11 protein-coding genes, 1 pseudogene and 1 riboswitch are annotated in these 19425 nt (G+C 45.6%); all 12 genes and pseudogenes read right to left on the bottom strand.

Annotated features, from left to right (window positions below):
• The coding region (locus VGB26_06820) for an SBBP repeat-containing protein (GenBank protein ID HEX9757499.1) at positions 1 to 5184 on the bottom strand (5184 nt) is incomplete at its 3' end.
• A gap of 497 nt (positions 5185 to 5681) precedes the next feature.
• Positions 5682 to 6083, bottom strand: coding sequence for an AraC family transcriptional regulator (locus tag VGB26_06815; protein ID HEX9757498.1), 402 nt, complete (start codon positions 6081 to 6083; stop codon positions 5682 to 5684).
• 317 nt (positions 6084 to 6400) lie between these two features.
• The gene (locus tag VGB26_06810; GenBank protein HEX9757497.1) at positions 6401 to 6877 is read right to left on the bottom strand and encodes an AraC family transcriptional regulator; all 477 of its coding nucleotides are present in this window, start codon (positions 6875 to 6877) and stop codon (positions 6401 to 6403) included.
• Positions 6878 to 6941: 64 nt separating this feature from the next.
• Entirely contained in the window at positions 6942 to 7277 is a 336-nt protein-coding gene (locus VGB26_06805; protein HEX9757496.1) for a carboxypeptidase-like regulatory domain-containing protein, read from the bottom strand.
• 337 nt (positions 7278 to 7614) lie between these two features.
• Positions 7615 to 8985, bottom strand: a complete 1371-nt coding sequence (locus tag VGB26_06800) for a sigma-54 dependent transcriptional regulator (GenBank protein ID HEX9757495.1) — start codon at positions 8983 to 8985, stop codon at positions 7615 to 7617.
• Positions 8986 to 8994: 9 nt separating this feature from the next.
• Entirely contained in the window at positions 8995 to 10548 is a 1554-nt protein-coding gene (locus tag VGB26_06795; protein HEX9757494.1) for an ATP-binding protein, read from the bottom strand.
• Positions 10549 to 10555: 7 nt separating this feature from the next.
• Complete coding sequence (locus VGB26_06790) at positions 10556 to 11536, bottom strand: ABC transporter substrate binding protein (protein ID HEX9757493.1); 981 nt, start codon at positions 11534 to 11536, stop codon at positions 10556 to 10558.
• Positions 11537 to 11542: 6 nt separating this feature from the next.
• The gene (locus VGB26_06785) at positions 11543 to 13414 is read right to left on the bottom strand and encodes a TonB-dependent receptor (GenBank protein HEX9757492.1); all 1872 of its coding nucleotides are present in this window, start codon (positions 13412 to 13414) and stop codon (positions 11543 to 11545) included.
• 440 nt (positions 13415 to 13854) lie between these two features.
• Positions 13855 to 13939, bottom strand: a riboswitch (cyclic di-GMP riboswitch).
• Between the two features lie 246 nt (positions 13940 to 14185).
• A complete protein-coding gene (gene purU, locus VGB26_06780; protein ID HEX9757491.1) occupies positions 14186 to 15037 on the bottom strand; it encodes a formyltetrahydrofolate deformylase in 852 nt (283 codons plus the stop codon).
• Positions 15038 to 15684: 647 nt separating this feature from the next.
• On the bottom strand, positions 15685 to 18348 hold the full coding sequence (locus tag VGB26_06775) for a glucosidase (GenBank protein HEX9757490.1): 2664 nt from the start codon (positions 18346 to 18348) through the stop codon (positions 15685 to 15687).
• 219 nt (positions 18349 to 18567) lie between these two features.
• Positions 18568 to 18720, bottom strand: a complete 153-nt coding sequence (locus VGB26_06770) for a hypothetical protein (protein HEX9757489.1) — start codon at positions 18718 to 18720, stop codon at positions 18568 to 18570.
• Positions 18721 to 19115: 395 nt separating this feature from the next.
• Positions 19116 to 19425: pseudogene (locus tag VGB26_06765) on the bottom strand (transposase).

Genomic DNA, 19425 nt, shown 5'->3' with positions numbered 1-19425 from the left:
CAGGGTCACACCGGTTGCATTTAATGAACCGTTGTTGGTTACAACCATCGTATAGGTCAAATCCGCTCGCCGTTCCACAGGATCAGGGACATCCGTTTTGGTTATCGAAAGATCAGCCGAGTTTGGATTTGAATTGACTGTTGTGTTGGCAGTCGAACAATCATTTCCAGGATTTGGATCGGGCTCATTACCTGACACACAGGCTGTGTTACTGATGGTCCCTGTAGAAGTTGGAGTCACTGTTATGGTAATCACAGGGGCTGTACTCACCGCTAAGGTAGCCCGAGTGCAGGTTACCACTCCCCCCACTTGGCCACAAATCCATCCACTCCCACTGGCACTAATAAAAATAGCACCAGGGGGAAGCGTATCGGTTACCGTTACCTGAGTTGCCGTTGAAGGCCCATTATTGGTAACAGAAATTGTGTAGGTTAAATTTTGTCCAACCAAAACGGGGTCAGGGGAATCTGATTTTGTGATTGATAGATCCGTAGAGGCAGGATTAACTGTGGTTTGCTCTGTTGCGGAATTGTTTCCAGAAACGGGATCGGCCTCATTACCCGAAACACTTGCTGTGTTGCTAAGAATACCGGTCGTTGTAGGAACAACAACAATGGTGATGGTTGCATTGGCACCGTTGGCAAGACTTCCAATGTCACAGGTTACCGTACTGGTACCACTGCAGTTACCTTGACTGGGGCTAGTAGAAACATAGGTTACCCCTCCAGGGAGGGTATCAGTAACGGTTACCAGTGTGGCCGTTGAAGGACCATTATTGGTGACAGAAATGGTATATGTTAAATTTTGCCCAGCCAAAACGGGATCAGGGGAATCTGTTTTGGATATAATTAGATCGGCCAAGGGGGGATTAACCGCGGTTAATTCTACCCAACTGTTGTTAGGTAAAAATGGATCGGTTCCGCTACTTGCTACGCTTGCAGTGTTACTAATTGTTCCAGGTGCCGTCGGAGTCACCACAATCGTTACGGTAGCAATTGCCCCATTTAGGAGGGTCCCCAAATTACAAGTCACAGTACCACCTAATTCTGAGCAGCTTCCCTGGCTGGCTGTCCATGAATCAAATAAAACTCCTCCCGAAAGCAAATCAGAAAGGATTACCCCTGGGGCATCATCAGGTCCATTGTTTGTTAGTGTTACTGTATATGTAAGATTTTGCCCAACGAGGACGGGATCCGGGGAATCGGCTTTGGTTACAGAAAGATCGGTAGAAGGTAACTGTTTACTGTATTTGACCGTAAAAAAATCCATAGGCCAGGGTGGGGTAGTAGCTGGTGACATTTGGCTTAAACCAGTAACATAGACATTATTGGAATCATCTACGAAAAGAGCCGCGGGCCTATCAATTTGATCTCCTGGGGGCCCATTATAAAGAACTACCCAGACCTGGTTTCCATTCGGCCCATACTTGACAGTGGCAGTATCCTCAAAATAACCTGATCCAGTGGCCGCCTGTCCCGTTACATAAACGTTGCCGGAGTTGTCTAAGGCCAGGTCTGCTGGGATATCCCATGAGCTATTGGGACCATTATATCGCGCTTCCCAGAGTTGATTCCCATTTGAGTCATACTTGATCGTGGCAAAGTCAGTAGTTGTACCCAACCCTCCAACCCGGCTCTCACCGGTTACATAGACATTGCCAAAATTATCCACTTCCAATGCATGAGGGGAATCTATATAGTTTCCAGACCCATTGTATCTGGCTACCCAGAGCTGATTCCCATTTGAATCGTATTTAATAGTGGCATAGTCGTAACTACTTCCCAACCCAGTACTATATCCTGTTACATATATATTCCCAGAGGAATCGACAGAAATTTCTGTGGCCCCATCCCCTGCATTTGCGGGGCCGTCGTAGACAACTACCCAAAGTTCATTCCCATTGGAATCATATTTGACCGTTGCATAATTTCCCGTAGGATCAAAAGCTCCCTGGGAGGTTATCCCCGTCACATAAATGTAACCAGAGGAGTCTATTGCAAGGGCACTAGGGCGATCCGCGAAACTTCCGGAGCCGGTGTACCGGGCCACCCAGAGTTCATTCCCATTTGAATCGTACTTGATTGTTGTATAATCGCTATTACTTCCTGACCCAACGCTGTTTCCTGTTACATAGACGTTGCCAGAACCATCCACTTCAAGGGAAGCAGCACTTCCACCCCCAAATCCTGAATTATAAAAGGCTACCCATTGTTGAATCCCATTTGAATTGTACTTGATCGTTGCATAGTCCCCAAAACTAGTCCCTGTAACATAAACGTTACCTAAGGAATCCAAAGTAAGATCAGAAGGCCTATCAAAATAATTCGCAGGCCCATTAAACCTTGCCACCCAAAGCTGGTTTCCACTCGCATCATATTTTATGGTTGCATAATCAGCGTACCCACTTGAACCAACGCTCTCCCCTGTTACATAGACATTACCAGAGCCGTCGACCGCAACCGCACTGGCTCGATCATCACCATTCCCCGGACCGTTATACAAGTTCACCCATTCCTCTGTAACCAGAGGTGATGAAGAAAGCACTGTTATTAAAATTGTCGAACTGTTATTGCTTCCATCAGGATCACTCTCACCCCCTGTTACGCTTGCATTATTACTAAGAATTCCTGTTACAGTTGGGTTAACAACAATTGTTACCGTGGCACTTTCCCCATTGGCAAGTCCTCCAAGATTACATGTCACAGTACCATAAGTTTCAGAACAACTCCCCTGTGTTGGAGTTGCTGAAATAAAGGTTACTCCTCCCAGGAGGGTATCCATAACAGTAACTCCAGTTGCGGAATCCGGCCCATTGTTAGTAACCACTATTGAATAAATTAGACTGGATCCAAGACTTACTGGATCGGGTGACCCGGTTTTTATGATGGAAAGATCGGTAGATTCTTCACTCACTATCGTTATTTCCGTTGAACTATTGTTTCCAGGAACAGGATCGCTTTCATTCCCTATTAGTGAAGCGGTATTGATTAAGCTCCCAGTTGCGGTAGGTAATACGGTAATAGTTACCGTAGCTGCCGTGCTACTGGAAAGGCTACCCAAGTTGCAGGTAATCGTAGTTGTCCCATTGCAATTACCTTGGCTTGGAATTGAGGATACGAATCCAACCCCTAGGGGAAGAGAATCGGTGACTGTAACTCCAGTCGCATTTTCAGGACCGTTATTGGTTACAATTAATGTATAGGTTAGATTTGTACCCAAAAGGACAGGGTCAGAAGAGTCAGTTTTGGCAATAGATAAATCCACCCCCACTGTTTGAAGTACATATATATAGGCCGATCCCGAATCCGTTCCAAAATCATCATCCAGAGGAGACCCAATTATAATGATATCTCCATCTATGGAAACCGAAGTACCAAAAATATCGCTTGGCGATGCGTCTGAGGCGGTAAGTTTTGTGTCCTCATCCCAGACTGTGCCCGAACGCACAAAAACGTAGGCGGATCCAGATTCTGTGCCTCCATCATCGTCCTGAATTGCCCCAACAACAACAGTATCTCCTGATATGGAAACGGAATAGCCAAATCGATCACCGCCAGCGGCATCCGATGCAGTGAGTTTGGCTTGTTCACTCCACGAAGTTCCGGAACGGACAAATACATAGGCAGCCCCGGAATTGGAACCCACATCGTCGACCTGGTCTGCCCCAATTACCACCGATTCCCCGTTGATTGAAACAGAAATTCCAAATTGATCTGTGGTACCGGCATCCGATGCGGTGAGTTTGGCTTGCTCACTCCATGTAGTTCCCGAGCGTACAAACACATAAGCAGATCCAGAACTCGAATCGGAAAATACAGCCCCAACTACTGCCGAATCTCCACTGATAGAGACTGAGTGTCCAAATCGAGCGCCCCCGGCTGCATCTGATGCGGTGAGTTTGGCTTGCTCACTCCATGTAGTTCCCGTTCGCACAAAAACATAAGCGGCTCCGGAATCTCCCCCTGCATCCGCATCCCCCCATGCACCAATCACTGCGGTATTGCCCTCGACGGAAACCGAAAATCCAAAACCTGAAAGTGGTGCCGCATCGGAAGCCGTTAGTTTAGCTTGCTCGCTCCAAGTGGTTCCCGATCGAGTAAAAACATAGGCTGATCCAGAACTCGTTCCAGCATCATCATCATCGAAAGCCCCAACAACAACGGTATCACCGTTAATGGAAACCGAATGGCCGAAATTGTCTCCCAATTGTCCATCCGAGGCTGTGAGCGTAGCCTGTTCCAACCATGTAGTTCCAGAACGTACAAATACATAAACTGTCTCAGAAAGCGACCCAGGACCGATCACAGCAGTATCATCGCTAATAGATACAGAAAAACCAAAAAGGTCCCCTCCCCCGATATTTGAGCCCGTGACCTTATTTTCGGAAAAAACAAGTGGATCAATGGTAATAGGATAAACCGCATTTGTATCGTCAACTTTGATCCTTAGCTCATCCTTTGACAAGGCAAGCTCCGCCGGAAGCTTTTGCCCGGCGGAATCAAGAGCATATAATTTTTCATACCGAAGAACGGGGTTCCCTTCTTGATTGCCAAACGTAATTGATTTGCCCTCCTCCCGCCATATCGGTATTAAGTCCCCGGATAAGGACAAAGTCACCACCAGGGTATTGGAACCCATATTGCTTTTTCGAATGGGGGGCTCATCGAGGGTAAACCCCTGTTCAAGTCCCAGGGAGCCGTTAATGTACCACTCCCTGAGGCCACCTCGGTCAAAGGTTATACGGTTTTTATCCGATTTAAACACCGCAGGTTTCACTGGTTGAATATCTTCTTCATACCCATATCCCTTTAGCTGAATACCCCACTCCCAATTACCGTCCTTGGACGGCTTCACCTCAATCCCATTCCTCCCAAAATTGATTGCCAGTCCCTGTTTAGGATTAGAAGCTCGGTATGGCTTTTCACTATTCTCTTCCTGTTCAATTTGTAGCAACCGCGAAATTAAAACCTGTTGCAATCCGTACGGCATTGAATCTGTTTTCGAATAATTCGAATAAACTTTTTCCCCTGAATAAACATTCGGTGTTTTTCCAATTTTTTTACTGGTGTCCTTTAAGGAAAAGCCTCCCTTAGAATAAGAGTACCCTTGGATTGGAAGTCCAACCGTTAAACCAATTCCAATTGCTAATGCCGAAATCTTAAGAATTTCATGAAAATTTTTCATTTGAATCCTCCTAATAAATCCAATTTTTCAGTCCAAATAATTAAGATGAAGAATAAATTTTACTGTCACCTCTGTTTTTTCCCAGTTTTCCTGGTTTAATTCCCCTTCAAGTTCCTTAAATTATTCAACTCCCGATTTTGAAAACCAAGCAAATTGATCTGTCTAAAATTGTGATTTCATGATGTTTTATGACAAATAATGAGTTAATCTGGTCTATTTCGTTTATCTGGTTTTTCTAGTTTAGCGTTCGACCGAGCTCACGCCGAGGTCTCACGCCGAAGTCTGGTTTGTTTGGTTTTTTTGATTCTTTTAGTTCATCTGGTTTATTGGTTTTCCCCTGCACTCCTCACCCTTTGCTTTTCACTCATTATTCCTCGCCCCTTACCCCTCACCCATTCCTCATTACCCATTACCTATGATTGGACTACCTCAATGAATAAAAAGACATGGAGCCCTGTTCTTTTTTCAGATTGATTCCATTTTGGTTCTCGTTTTTTTCATATGGATGAGAGGCATTTTCCCTTCTCAAGCTGGTTTTTTCGATATTCTCTCGGGGAGCACCCAAACATTCGCTTAAAATTCCTGGAGAAATTCTCCTGACTTTTAAACCCTACCCCCGCCCCGATTTCTTTTACCTGATTGTGAGATTCCATTAAAAGTATGGACGCCCTTTTTAATCGAGTTTTTAAAATATACTCCCGAAGGGGTATTCCTACATCGCTTTTAAATTTCCGGCTAAAATAATGGGGATGGAGATCGACCAGAGAAGCACAATATCCTAAGGTTAATGGAAGATAAAAGTGGGATTCTATATAGACAAGAATTTGCTGAACTTTGGGTGTTATTTTTCTTGTTTTATCTGAACCGGTCCCTTTAATATCTGTTTTTTTTCTGCTCATTTTAACCAACACCTCTGAGTCGCATTCCATCCCCCCTCTGCTTTAAAAACCCACCAGGCATGGAACCACCGACTTCAAACCTTCAATGGAAGTTTCATTCCCTTTAGGTTTTCTTGAATATCTCTAATGAATATTTTTTCTAATTTTCCTTCGCTAGAGACAAAGAATGCATCCGCCCTTCTTTTAAAAAACCCAATCCATTTTTAATGTCTAACAGGGTGTTGAAAAAGGATGTATTTGTGCATTAGGTCGTCATTCCCGCGAAACCTGTCCTCGAATGCCTTTATCGGGGAGCGGGAATCCAAAAGTTGTTGATTTTAAAGAGCCTGGATTCCTGCCTGCCGGCAGGCGGGCCCGATAAAACCATTCGGGAATGACGGATTCGGAGTATTTCTACATCCTGCTAATTTTCCATTTCCAAAAAAACTTCTATTTTTTTGTTGTATGGTTCTAAATTTTCTTGGAGAACAACCTACCATCCGTTTAAAATTCCTCGAAAACAATGCTTGACTGCTAAACCCCATTTCAACACCAATTTCCTTGATCGGTTTGTAAGACCTCAATAAAAGGGAAGCGGCTCTTCTGATCCGATTTTTTAGGATATACTCCCGAAATGGAACTCCAACCTCCCTTTTAAACTTTCTGCTGAAGTAATCAGGGTGAAGATCAACAAGAGAAGCGCAAAATCCCAGGTTTAATGGTTTGTAAAAATGTGAATTAATATAAATGAGAACCCGCTGGACTTTTAGACTTGTCATTTCGGTTTCATCAATATCAAAAATAATTCCACTCATTTTTCACCTCTCCAATTGATATCTTCCACATCGATCCTATAACATTTTTGAAACCGGATTGTTTTCAGTGTAATCCCTTTCCGGGAAGTTCAAAAATAAGCGCCGCATTTTCATTTTCCAGAATTTTGGCCTTTTGGGTTTGGGGAGAATAACCTTCCGCTGACCCAGTCACCTCATAAGCGCCCCTCGGTAAATCGAAAAAAACAAAGTAACCGCTGCTGTCGGTATAAACCTGCACTTTATTCATTCCCAGTTGAAGCGCCTCCACCTTTGCGTTTGCAATCCGGGTCCCTTTTAAATTCAAAGCATATCCGTGAAGTACCCTTTTACTCCCATCCCCAGGCCGTTGAAATTCATTCAGCAAGTCGATTCTGAATTTTGGTTTACGATCCTTTTTCATCACGCCTTTTCAAAACTCAAGGCCACCATTCGAATCAGGTCGTTGATCGATCTGGGAAACATAAATTAATTTAATAAAACTTATCTAAAAACCATTACAAGCAACAGATATGCCACGAAATTTTCGACACCCTATTACAAATGTCTTTGGAAGAGAGAATGGACTGTATTCAATTGATTTATCAGTGGGATAGGGGAAAAAAGATTATTTAAATTCCCCGGTAAGGCTTCGGGTTAATTCTCGATCGGACAGGTTAAAAGGTTTCTTATTGCGACGGGTTAATAGCCACAAATGCGACGGCATCTAATAGTGGACTTCCCTTATTGGTGGAAATTCTTTAATGGAAGGTTTGTTTTGAATTTTTAGATTGGATATTGTACCGGTCTAATAACCGGAAAAAATGCGTACGATTAATTTCTAACCGCCTCGCCGCTTCTGCTTTATTCCAATTGGTTTCTTCGAGGGCTGAGAATATAAGTGATTTTTCAAACTGTTCTACCTTTTCCTTTAAACTCCCACAACTTTTTGAAACATTGGATTTCCCGGATGTTTCCAGAGGAAACAAATGCTGGGGTTGGATCGTACCGTTGTTTGCAAGAACGGTTGCCCTCTCTATAACATTCCTCAATTCCCTTATATTGCCCGGCCAATGATAGCTTTTTAAAACTCCCAACGCTTTCTCGTCTATATTTGAAGCGTTACGACATTGTTTGGTGGATACCTCTTTGAGAAAATGATTGGCTAAATCAGGGATATCCTCTATTCGATCTCTGAGGGGAGGAAGGAGGATGGGATAAACATTCAACCGGTAAAAAAGATCTTCCCTAAAATTCCCCTTCCGAACTTCTGTGGCCAAATCCCGATTGGAAGCGGCAATAAGTCGAACATCTGTCTCACGTTCTTTATTACCCCCTACCCTTGTATAGGTCTTGTGTTCCAAAAAACGCAAGAGTTTACACTGAAGCTCTCTGGGCAACTCACCAATTTCATCAAAAAAGAGGGTTCCTTCATCGGCTAACTCAACCTTCCCTTGTCTGAATTTATTGGCTCCGGTGAAAGCCCCTTGCTCATGGCCAAAGAGTTCATCTTCAACCAGATTTTCCGAAAAATTGGTGCAACTAATAACCACAAAAGGTTTGTTGGCCCTTGAACTGTTTCCATGAATATGGTGGGCAAGGACCTCTTTCCCGGTTCCCGTTTCTCCCAGAAGTAGAACGGTGGTGTCTGTAGGGGCAATCCGTTGACACACATCCAGACACTCTTTCATTGCCTTACTTTTTCCTGGAACCAATTTCGGACGTCTCAAACGCTCGGTTTGAAACCCTTCCGCCTCGCGCTTTAAACGCCTGAAGTCTAACGATTTTTTAATTCTTGTTTCAATGTCCAAAAAGTCAAAGGGCTTTGCAACAAAATCCGTTATTCCTTTCCGCATGGCTTCCACCGCTTTTGGAATCGTTCCGAAAGCTGAAATCATGATGATTTCCGTTGATTCTCGTAAATGGGTCATTTCATCCAACATTTTTAATCCGTCACCATCCGGCAATTGAAGATCTAACAAAACCAAATCAAACTCGTGATGGTTAAACAACTCCCGCATTTCGGCACAAGAGTTGGCCTCAAAAACACGATACCCCTGCCCAACCAACCGGTCTCGAAGGGTCAGCCGTATATCCGGATCATCATCCACAATTAGAATTCGCCCCGACATGTAGACTCCTTATCCCTTATTCTCTGCTCCTACCAAAGACAACCCCTTGGGAAGGGTGAAATAAAAAGTAGAACCCTTTCCCTCTTCCGTTCGAAACCAAATATTTCCCCCATGCAACTCAACCAAATAACTACAGATATAAAGGCCAACCCCATTTCCGTTTTTCCCGTTCGTACAGGAAGGTTCCTTAAAAACATTTTCCCATTTATTGGGGGACATTCCGATTCCCGCATCCTCTATGCTCACCACTAGATCGCCTTTTCTTTCCTTGGCGTTGATGTTGATCCGGGAGCCCTTCGGGCTCGCCTTAATCGCGTTGTGGATAAGGTTGAGAAGAATTTGCTCTACCCGCTCCTGATCCGCAAAAACAAATGCGGACTTTAAATCATCCCCTATGACACAGCTAACCCCTTTTTCCCTTTGAATCGGCTCAATGGCAAACAAAACTTTTTTGGTTAAATCCTCGATGGAAAATGCACAACAGTCAAGGGGCAATTTAGCCGTCTCTGAAATCGCAAAATGAAGCAAGGCAGACAATAATTTATTAAGGTGCTTGGAGAGAACATCCATGCGTTCCAGATAGTCCTTTTGCCGAATGGAAAGGGGTCCAACAAGCCCATCTCGAAGATTGGATACCAATCCCGATAAGGCCGTCAGAGGGGTTTTGACCTCATGGGAGAGCTGAAGGATCAGATCGTTTTTTAATCGTAAAATTTCGCTTAACCGATCGTTAATCTCTTCAAGAACGGCTGTTCGTTTTAGGACTCTATCTTCCAATCCTAACTTTAATTGAGCAATCTCTGCAGTTTTACAATCCAAGGAACTCTTCATTTTGCTGAGAGAATCCCATATCAATCCGATTTCATCGTTCTGTCGAACACGGTTAAATTCGGGAGGGTCGCCCTCCGATCCTGAACAATCCTTTGCCTGCTCGGCCAGACGGCGTAAGGGGGACATCATGGGAGATGAAACAGCCCAACCTAAAACCAAACCAAAGGCCAAAATAATTCCGAAGAAAATCGCTACGTTGCTGACTAAAACCTCCATTCGTTCAAATATGGGTTCCACCGATAAAAATATCCTTACCTTATTTTTTTTGTGAGGACCAATTCCCTTTTTCGATTGGAGAAGGTCATCGGACAAAACATTGGTCTGAACAGGGGACCCGATTTTTGCCTCCGAAGAAAGAGCCCTAATTCCATTGATCCTAACATAACGAGCCTGCCCCATTAACATTCCCTTTGGAGAAATAAGAGGTTCCTGGATGGGAGTATCCTTCCCAAAAACAGTTTGATCGAACTCGATGGTTGCATGAAGAATTTCTCCCCGCCGGGTTGTTTCTTCGAGTAATTTCTCAACTGCCTGACGATTGCCTGCGTGAAGGTGAAGACCCGCTTCTTCGGATAACCTCTCTGCTTCCATTTGCCCTCTTTGAATGGTGTTTTCAAAAAGGGCCAGCTTCGCCTGGGAAACAAGATAAAAGGTCAATAAAATGGTACAAACAGTCAACCAAACGCCGCCAAAAATCAATAACCGTTGACGAATACCTAACTTTGAGAACATGGCTCCCCTATGGGTATACCTGATCGGCCAACGCAATCAGGGAATTCTTAACCAGAATATCCATTCTTTTGGCCACCTGAAGGTTTATATAGGTTTGCAGTTTTGTGGAGTGCTGAACCTTTGGCAGGTAGTCACCCGCAACCACCCTTAATGCAACGTGAGCGGCTTTCCGACCCATCTCCTCATAGTTCCCCACAAGGGAAAGCAGCGCTCCGCTTTTTGAAAACCCTTCCGAATAAGCGATCAAGGGAAGGTTTTCAGAAAAAGAATATTTCAACAGAAACTTGACGGTTACCCCATCCAGGAAACTCGAATCAGGGAAAAGCCATAGCGCATCCATTTTTGAACGGAGGCGCGTTACATTGGGGCCGAGATCCGAAGGGGAACGAACAACGAACGGGAGAAGTTCAATGGAAGTGTCTTTAAAATAAGAAAGAGCGTTTTGGATTAAATCGCCTGTCCGATCGGGGTTATAGGGAATGCCGATTCTCCCATCCGGAAAAACCTGTTTTATTCTATGGTAAGCCTCATCGACGGGAAGATGCATTGAAATGGCATAAGACTTTGGGTTTTGAAGAGCCTCTGTGGGATTGACCACCATGCAAAAAACGACAGGGGCATCTATTGCCACGGTTTTTAGGGCAAGAACCGATAGGCTTCCTATGGCAATGATAGCCTTGGGAGGAACAACATCAATTTTTTCCATGACATGGGGAATCCGATTTAAATCTCCATTTAAGTTATAAACCAACGCCGGATGGTTCTTTAAAGCATCCATAACCCCGCGTGTTGCTTTTTGATAGGCGTCAATATCCGAACTCTTCAGAATCACTATCGGCCGGGTAACCGGGGAAACATTCAGAGGAAAAACAAAGAGAGAAAAAAAAGAAAAGAATAAAACAAAGGAAAGCTTTTTTGACGAATTTCCATAAAGGAGACCGTTGCCCTTTTGTTTGTGGTCTAAAGAATCGTAAAAATGAGAATTCATCTTCCCCTACAACCAAAAGTTTAATATAAAAACGATTTCAACAGGAATCTCCTCCCCGATCTCAGGTAATTCCCGATGTTCATTGTCGGTAATGTTATAGGCTTCCAAACGCGCTTCAACGTTTTTCATCACTCGATAACCGATCAAGGCATTGAGTGTATAATAAGGATCTGCTTCCGTCACCGTTCCGGGGAAGTCACCTGTTTCAAAAGGCCAGGTGGTCCGGTGAACGTAATGAAAAGTAAACGCTCCTGTAAACCGTTTCCATTCATCAAAAAGAAGGCCCAAATTGATTTTATGAGGAGCGGCTCCCCTCACATTATTTGAATCTTCTTGATAAGCAGCATATCCGTAATTGGCAATGAGCCTAAGAAAAGGCGAAAGTTCATACTGCGCCCACAATTCACCTCCTCCCCCTCTAATATTGTTACTCTCATTTACAAAAGTCACGGTTGAAGGAGGGGTAAACGTTGAAATGATGAGATCGTCCATGATGACATAAAATAGATCCAACCCCACGGTGAGGTCGGGTAAGAAGGTTCCCAGATACCCGGTTTCATACCAAATAGCTCGTTCCGGGTTCAAATCAGGGTTCCCCTTAAGCGTAATGAAGCTCCCCACTGAAAAATCAAAGAAGTTATTGGCGAGGGTCGGATTTCGATACCCCATGTTCACGGAGGCTTTCACGGTGTGTTCAGAATTTATTTTGTATACCAACCCCCCCCTGGGAGAAAATCTCAGCCCCACTTCTTCATGAAAATCCATTCTTCCCGCGAGTCGGATTAAAAAACGTTGGGTTAGGTAGTACTGTTCGTCAAAAAATAAAGCGCCATTGAATTGTTCCACATCTGAACTGACACTATCGGCTTTTACCATAATGTAGCGGGCTTCTCCTCCCCAGGAAAGTTCATTCCGCCCGAATCTCAAAATCCGGTGAACAAATTCAAGATCATACAGATGTTGATTCCTCGTGGCTCCTTGACTGCCTGTTAGGGAATCAAAAAATTTCACCTCCCTGAAATTCCAAAAGGATCGCACCGATAAACTCGGGTGTTCATATTCCAATTGCAAATGATCTGTTGATTGATCCGTGTGCGCTAGGGTCTGGGGATCCCGATGCAAAAGAATGTTACCGGTGTTTGATCCACCACTCAATCGCAATTGGGCCCCGCGGGATAATCGCTTCGTTAATACGGTATTCACTCGCCAGGTATCGGAACCCTCGTCATCGGGAAGAGAAAAACCATCGAATCTATTGTAGACATCCGCTTGATCGGTTCCTCCCGTTATTTTCAAATGATAGGACCCCATGGGAAGGCTTGCACCCACCCGCTGCCTAAAACCATCTTTAAGAAAAGAGGTGTTGGACTCAAAGGCAGAATGGGCTTCGGGGGGTCTTGTAATAATATTGATAACCCCACGGGAAGCATTGGGGCCATGTATGGCGGAACCGGCCCCACGAATGACCTCAATTTTTCCCACATCTTCTGGAAAGATGTCGAGTGATTCCCAAACTACATTTCCGGAAAATTCGTCATATACCGTCCGACCATCTACGAGGACTAATATGTCTCTCGTGCCAAAATTACTTTTATTTGCAAAACCTCTCAAACTGACTGCAAATTCAGTCCGGGTCACTTGAACAACATCTAATCCGGGAAAAAGCCTTAGGATCTGAGGAATATACCTCCCTGTGAGGGCACGCACCTGTCCAGAGGAAATGACCGTCATTGCATTCGGAACAGCTCGTGTGGCCTCCACCCGTTTAGAGGCAGAGAAGACAAGATCTTCCGAACCCAATAAAGCAAGGTCATTATATAAAGCAGTATGTTCAAGCTCTGCTAACAACCTATCTTTCTCTTCATTGTCGATCGACATCTCAGGTTGAGGTTCTTCTGGAAAACCTAAGGAACAAATTAACAATTGAAAGACAGAGACCAAAATGACAAAACGGCATTTAAGGCGCCACATTTTTGAACGGGATTGTATGATGTCCTCCTCACCTCAAAAAATTTCCAAAAGGAAAGGAAATCTTTAAAAACTTTTTTATGAAAAAGCTCCTAAAAAAGGGGAAAAAAATCCCAACCTATTCAAAATCCATAAAACTCTGAAACCCAAAAATTCATCAAATGTTATCCATATAATTGACTCGGTTTAAAACGGAGCCTATCTGGGGAGAATTTTCCTCCATAAACCTAAAAACCGGGCAGCCGAAATGACTATAGTTCATCGTCACCTCGGTGGCCCGGCAAGCTTTTTGTTAGCCCGAGAGTTTTCCGCTATTAGTTTTCAGCCTTAAACCTTAGATTTAACTGATCACTGATAACTGACGGCTGATTGCTGAACTTAATAAGCCCCGTAACTTTGCGCCCCATTGTTTCCAATGGTTTGCCCTGATGGAAGGTGCCTTAGCTTAATAAAACCCAACAATTATGTATAGAAACAAATACAATTTTTCTTAGGCTCGAGTCAACACCTTTGTGAGGTATTTTACAAAATGCATTTGATTTAGGGAAAAACTTGACCAAAATTGACATTTTGGAGATTGGAAACTAACTCAATGGAATTTTGGGAGGAAAAGGGAATGCTTTTCTAAAAAATTTGGGATTGATCGAATACCTCTAGAAATTATGAAAAGGGGATTTCTTATTAATCGAAAACAACGGTTTTATTGTTGTAACACAATATTTTTCTCTCCAGATGCCAGCATACTGCCCTATTTAAAACCACCCTTTCTAAATCTTCTCCTTTCCGTTTAAGATCTTCTAATGTATCCCGGTGGCTTACTCGAACGGTATCCTGCTCAATGATGGGCCCTTCATCCAGTCCTTCGGTAACATAGTGGCTGGTGGCTCCGATAATTTTAACACCCCCTTGATAAGCTTTCGCATATGGGTTTTTCCCGGGAAAGGCAGGCAAAAATGAATGATGAATGTTAATCATTCTATTGGGATAATGGCCAACAAAATCGGCCGTGAGGATTTGATGGTAACGGGCAAGGATGATGAGATCAATCTTTTTCTTTTTAAGGATGGTAAGCTGTCTTTTTTCCCGATCCACTTTGTTTTCAGGGGAAATGGACAATTCCACAAATTCAATACCAAAAACCTTTAAGATCTCATGTGCGTCGGGATGATTACTGATCACCACAGGAATTTCACAGGGTAACCGCCCGGATCGATGTCTATATAAAAGATCATACAAACAATGTAAATGCTTGGAGACAAAAATGGCTGCTCGAACTATTTGATTGGAGAAATAAATATCCCAATCCATCGAAAACCGCTGGGCTATACTCTGAAAAGATTCCTTAATCGTTCCCTCCTCTAAATAAAAACCTTCCAGGTCCCATTCAATTCTCATGAAAAAGGTGCCTGTTTGATCATCAATGTGCTGGTCCGCATGAAGGATATTTCCGTGGTGCTTAAAAATAAAATCGGTAACCGTCGCAGTGATTCCCCGTTGGTCCGGACATGAAATTAAAATAATCGCATTTGCCATAAATCTATTCTATCCAATTAATTTAAAGGGTTCCAGGGTTTATTTTCCCTGAAAGGGTTCGAATCCGGGATATAGACACAAAAAGTAAATATTAGAAATTTAAAAAAGAATCTTTGTTCAAAGGGGGAGTTTTGGGAAAGGGGAGCTGAATACCTTGGGTTCACAACAAAGGAAAAGAGGTTGGGTGCGGGGGGAATCGATCACGCAGTGCTTTGTGGGCCTTGCCCGCGGAGCACGCAAAAAATGGCTTCGGGAAAAATCCTTACCGGACGAACTGTTGAAGTTTGCTGCTCAACCTCCACCCTCGCCTTTGAAAATCGAAACAAGGCAATTTCCTAACTTCCTGATTTTCGGTCGGGTTTCCCGTTTTGATTGAATTTTCAATGGATTTTCTGGATTGAGGTAATTCCATTTATTCAAATCTTTTACAACATCTGATCGAACATTGCCTCCATACCCCTCCCTTTTGAGACCTCGGATTTACCCCTGCGATACCGACACCAGCACCTATTCCGGGACTTGAACCGGTTTCCAGAGCCTTCTGATCTTTCAATGGTGGATAAGAAATCATTGCGCCCTTTTCGCGCGCTGGGGTCTGGCCGTTAGTGAATACTTGTGCTTGTCTTGACCCTGTTTTCATACGCCAATCATCGACGCCACTCATCGATCATCGACGCAACCAGGCCCGTCCAACCGGTCTGATGCGACGCACCCAGCCCGACTCCGGTATCGCCATGAAAGTATTCGTGGAACAAGAGATAGTCGCGCCAATGCGGATCGTGCTGGAATTTCTGGATGGCACCGTAGACTGGCCGCTCGCCAGTCTCGTTGCGAATGAAAATCGAAATCAGGCGGTTTGCATGTGTCTCGGCAATCTCGCCGATGGTCCACCTTCGACCGTCCTTTCCGCTGATCGTCATGTCGGCGCCATAGGCCTTGGCCAGTTTTCGCAATGACTCGATCATGAGGAAAGCGGTCGGGAACCAGATGGGTCCACGCCAATTTGAGTTGCCCCCCTTGATCTTGCAATCCGCCTCGCCCGGTTCATACGCCACCTGGTTATGACCGAGGGTGAAGGGATGCCTGTAATGAGTCTTCGACAGGCTGCGCAGACCGAAGTCCGAAAGGAACTCATCGGTATCGCAGATCCGCTGCAGAATACGTTCCAACTGGTCCTGGTCGACGATCGTCAGCGCCAATGTATCGACGCCATTGCGCTTGATGCGGTTGACGCAGTGCTGCACCAGGTCCTTCCGATTGGCGAGGAACCAATGAAGGCTCGTGGTGAATTCCGGAAATTTTTCAATCCAATGGGTCTCGAGACGTTCAACCGCATACAAAGGAATCAATCCGACCAGAGAGCGCACGCGAAGTTTTTCAAAGCTGCCATCGGGGTAACGCAGCACGTCGTAGAAGAAACCATCCTCCTCGTCCCACAAGTTGTAATTGCGGCCGCCCATGTGCTTCATCGCCGCGCCAACGTAGATGTAGTGCTGAAAGAACTTGGTGGCGAGCCCTTCGTAGGTCCGATTCTCCTGCGCAAGTTCAAGGGCGATTCGCATCATGCTGAGACAGAAAAGTCCCATCCAGCCAGTCGCATCGGATTGTTCCAGAACCGCGCCACCGGGAAGTTTCTCGGAGCGGTCGAACAAGGTGATATTGTCAAGCCCGAGAAAGCCGCCTTCAAAGATATTATTGCCGCTGCTGTCGACCTTGTTGATCCACCAGGCGAAGTTGATCAGCAGTTTATGAAAGCAACGCTCAAGAAAATCACGGTCGGCCTTTCCCGAGCGGATGCGGTCCATGTTGTAGACACGCCAGACCGCCCACGGGTGAACAGGGGGGTTCAAGTCCGAAAACTCCCACTCGTAAGCGGGTATCTGGCCGTTCGGATGCTGGAACTGCTCGAATAGCATGAACCAGAGCTGTCCCTTTGCAAACTCGGCATCAACCAGCGCAATGGCGATGGTGTGAAAGGCCAGGTCCCAGGCCGCAAACCAGGGGTATTCCCACTTGTCGGGCATCGACAGTACGCGCATTGAGTTCAGGTGGCGCCAGTGCTTGTTGCGATTATTCGCACGGGACGCTGGGGGCAGAAGATGTGAATTGTCGCCCTTGAGCCAAAGATTGACGTCGAAGATGTAATTCTGTTTAGACCACAGCATGCCTGCGAAGGCTTGGCGCTGGACGTGCCGTTCGTCCGCGGTAGCGTTCTTGGGGTGGATACCGGCGTAAAACGCATCCGCTTCACTTTTTCTCTCATCAACGATCGCATCGATATCCAAGAGTGGTTTGGCCCGTTCGGTCTGCGATAACCGCAGCAAAATCACGGTCGATCCGCCCGGGGGAATACGGCGCACATAGTGCAGACAGGCTTTGGTGCCGGTTTGTTCCGGATTAACCGCCGCCTCGCCATTCACCACGTAACGATGAATCCCATCCTTGACGTACGTGCGACCGTCATCGGCCTCAGGACCGTAAAGCTTGGCCAGGTTGGTCTCGTTATCGGTAAAAAGCACTTCCCCATCGGAATCACCGTAGAGGATGCGAGGTCCGAGTTTGTATTCGGCTGGAAGGTTTTGGAGACCATCGGCCGCACTGTCATCCGCCACCAATGCCACGTAGCCCTTGCCATCGCGGCCGCGCGTGATCACCGGTGCCCTGCGTCGTTCGTCGCCCCAACCCCAGATATTACGAAACCATAAATGCGGCAGTAGATGCAGGTCGGCAGCATCGGGACCGCGATTGAAGGCCTCGATGCGTATGCCAATATCATCTGGGCTGGCCTTCGCATATTCTACGAAGACATCGAAATATCGATCCTGGTCGAAGATACCGGTGTCGAGTAATTCGAATTCCGGCCCGCACCCCCCACGATTCCGATTCTCCTCAACCAGCCACCGATAGGGGTACTCGCCCTGCGGATACTTGTAGAGATACTTCATGTAGCTGTGCGTGGGCGTACTGTCCACGTAAAAGTAATAATCCTTCAAGTCCTCGCCGTGGTTACCTTCGGCGGGGACCAGTCCAAAAGGGCGTTCTTTAAGGATCGGATCGCGGGCGTTCCACAAGGCAAGGGCAAAACACAGAATCTGATAGCGATCACAGATTCCCGCGAGACCATCCTCGCCCCAGCGATAAGCTTTGCTGCGGGCCATCTCGTGGGTCAAAAAATTCCAAGCAGAACCGTCCTCGCTGTAGTCCTCTCGCACTGTTCCCCAGGCGCGCTCGCTAAGATACGGGCCCCATGCTTGCCACTCACTTTTGCCGTCTTTTATTTCCTGTAATCGTTGCATTTCTTGATCAGCCATCACTGGACTCCTTCGTCTTGCCAACAGTTTTTGATCCAATAATCAACTCCCCTCTTGTAACCCTTCAGCAGCAATGTTGCGGGGCGGGGCGCGGTTGAAATAAATTCTCGGACCGTTAGGTAACAAGGGATGGGGATCGGGGTCGGACCAAGCTAACCTGTTGAAATATAATTATTCCCCTTCCAATTAAGGGTATTTTCAGCCCTTAAAAGGCTCTTTTCACCCCGAAAATGGCCCGTAAGAATCGCTTTCCTCCCGTAGTTCAAAATGATCCGCTTCCTCTATGATTCTTTTCCCATTTTCCCTTACCCCTATTTGTTCCTTTATCCCTTCTACAAATTCCTTTCCCCCACTGTTATACTCTCTGACCAATATGATTCCCGTTCATTGACATTTTTTTCAATTCTTCTTCCACCCATTGCCTGTGAGTTTCTCTTAATTGTTCTGCATTGGAAATTCCACACAATCCCATTAACCCTTTGGTATCTATTATCGAGTAGCGCTTCGGTGGGGTTTGTATTTCCTGATAACCGCTATATTCCCATTCACTAGGAGCCTGAGCAATTAGTCTTGATATTTTGTGAAGGGATGGTATGTTTAGGCAAAATCGTACTGCACTAATATACCTGCAAGTCTATCTGTGCCCACACGGCAGACAGGTTATCTTTACATCCCACCGATGCCCGCCTGTCCGGCAGGCAGGCCTTCTTCTTTTCATGCACCCCTTCAAGGGATCCGATCAATTCTTTTCGCTGAAGAAGGGAGGTGATTTTTTTCAGATTGAATGCCGCACAAACCAAGTTCCACTCGCTCCGAACGTTCGAAAGCCCTCGATAGAAATATCGTCTAAAACCCATCCCACATTTGATCTGGCCGAAGCCCGGCTCCACCGTGCTCTTGCGACGCCGATAAAGCGCTTGCATCTCAGGCCTCCCCTTGATCTCCCTCAACCGCCGCATCGCTAAATGGCTCTTTCGAACCGTCAACGTGGCATATCCCTTCCGTCGGCTCCATCGGCCGCAGGAACAGCAACTCTCCCCTTGACTCCGGTAGACGGCCCGCTTGCCATTCGGCGTC

The organism is Nitrospiria bacterium (assembly GCA_036397255.1).
Taxonomy (GTDB): domain Bacteria; phylum Nitrospirota; class Nitrospiria; order DASWJH01; family DASWJH01; genus DASWJH01.
Note: the sequence above shows the minus strand (reverse complement) of the source record. Positions and strands in the feature narration are given on the sequence as shown.

Coding starts and splice junctions, on each gene's coding strand:
- VGB26_06815 (HEX9757498.1), bottom strand. CDS start 6,083: ATGAGCAGAAAAAAAACAGATATTAAAGGGACCGGTTCAGATAAAACA.
- VGB26_06810 (HEX9757497.1), bottom strand. CDS start 6,877: ATGAGTGGAATTATTTTTGATATTGATGAAACCGAAATGACAAGTCTA.
- VGB26_06805 (HEX9757496.1), bottom strand. CDS start 7,277: ATGAAAAAGGATCGTAAACCAAAATTCAGAATCGACTTGCTGAATGAA.
- VGB26_06800 (HEX9757495.1), bottom strand. CDS start 8,985: ATGTCGGGGCGAATTCTAATTGTGGATGATGATCCGGATATACGGCTG.
- VGB26_06795 (HEX9757494.1), bottom strand. CDS start 10,548: ATGTTCTCAAAGTTAGGTATTCGTCAACGGTTATTGATTTTTGGCGGC.
- VGB26_06790 (HEX9757493.1), bottom strand. CDS start 11,536: ATGAATTCTCATTTTTACGATTCTTTAGACCACAAACAAAAGGGCAAC.
- VGB26_06785 (HEX9757492.1), bottom strand. CDS start 13,414: ATGTCGATCGACAATGAAGAGAAAGATAGGTTGTTAGCAGAGCTTGAA.
- purU (HEX9757491.1), bottom strand. CDS start 15,037: ATGGCAAATGCGATTATTTTAATTTCATGTCCGGACCAACGGGGAATC.
- VGB26_06775 (HEX9757490.1), bottom strand. CDS start 18,348: ATGGCTGATCAAGAAATGCAACGATTACAGGAAATAAAAGACGGCAAA.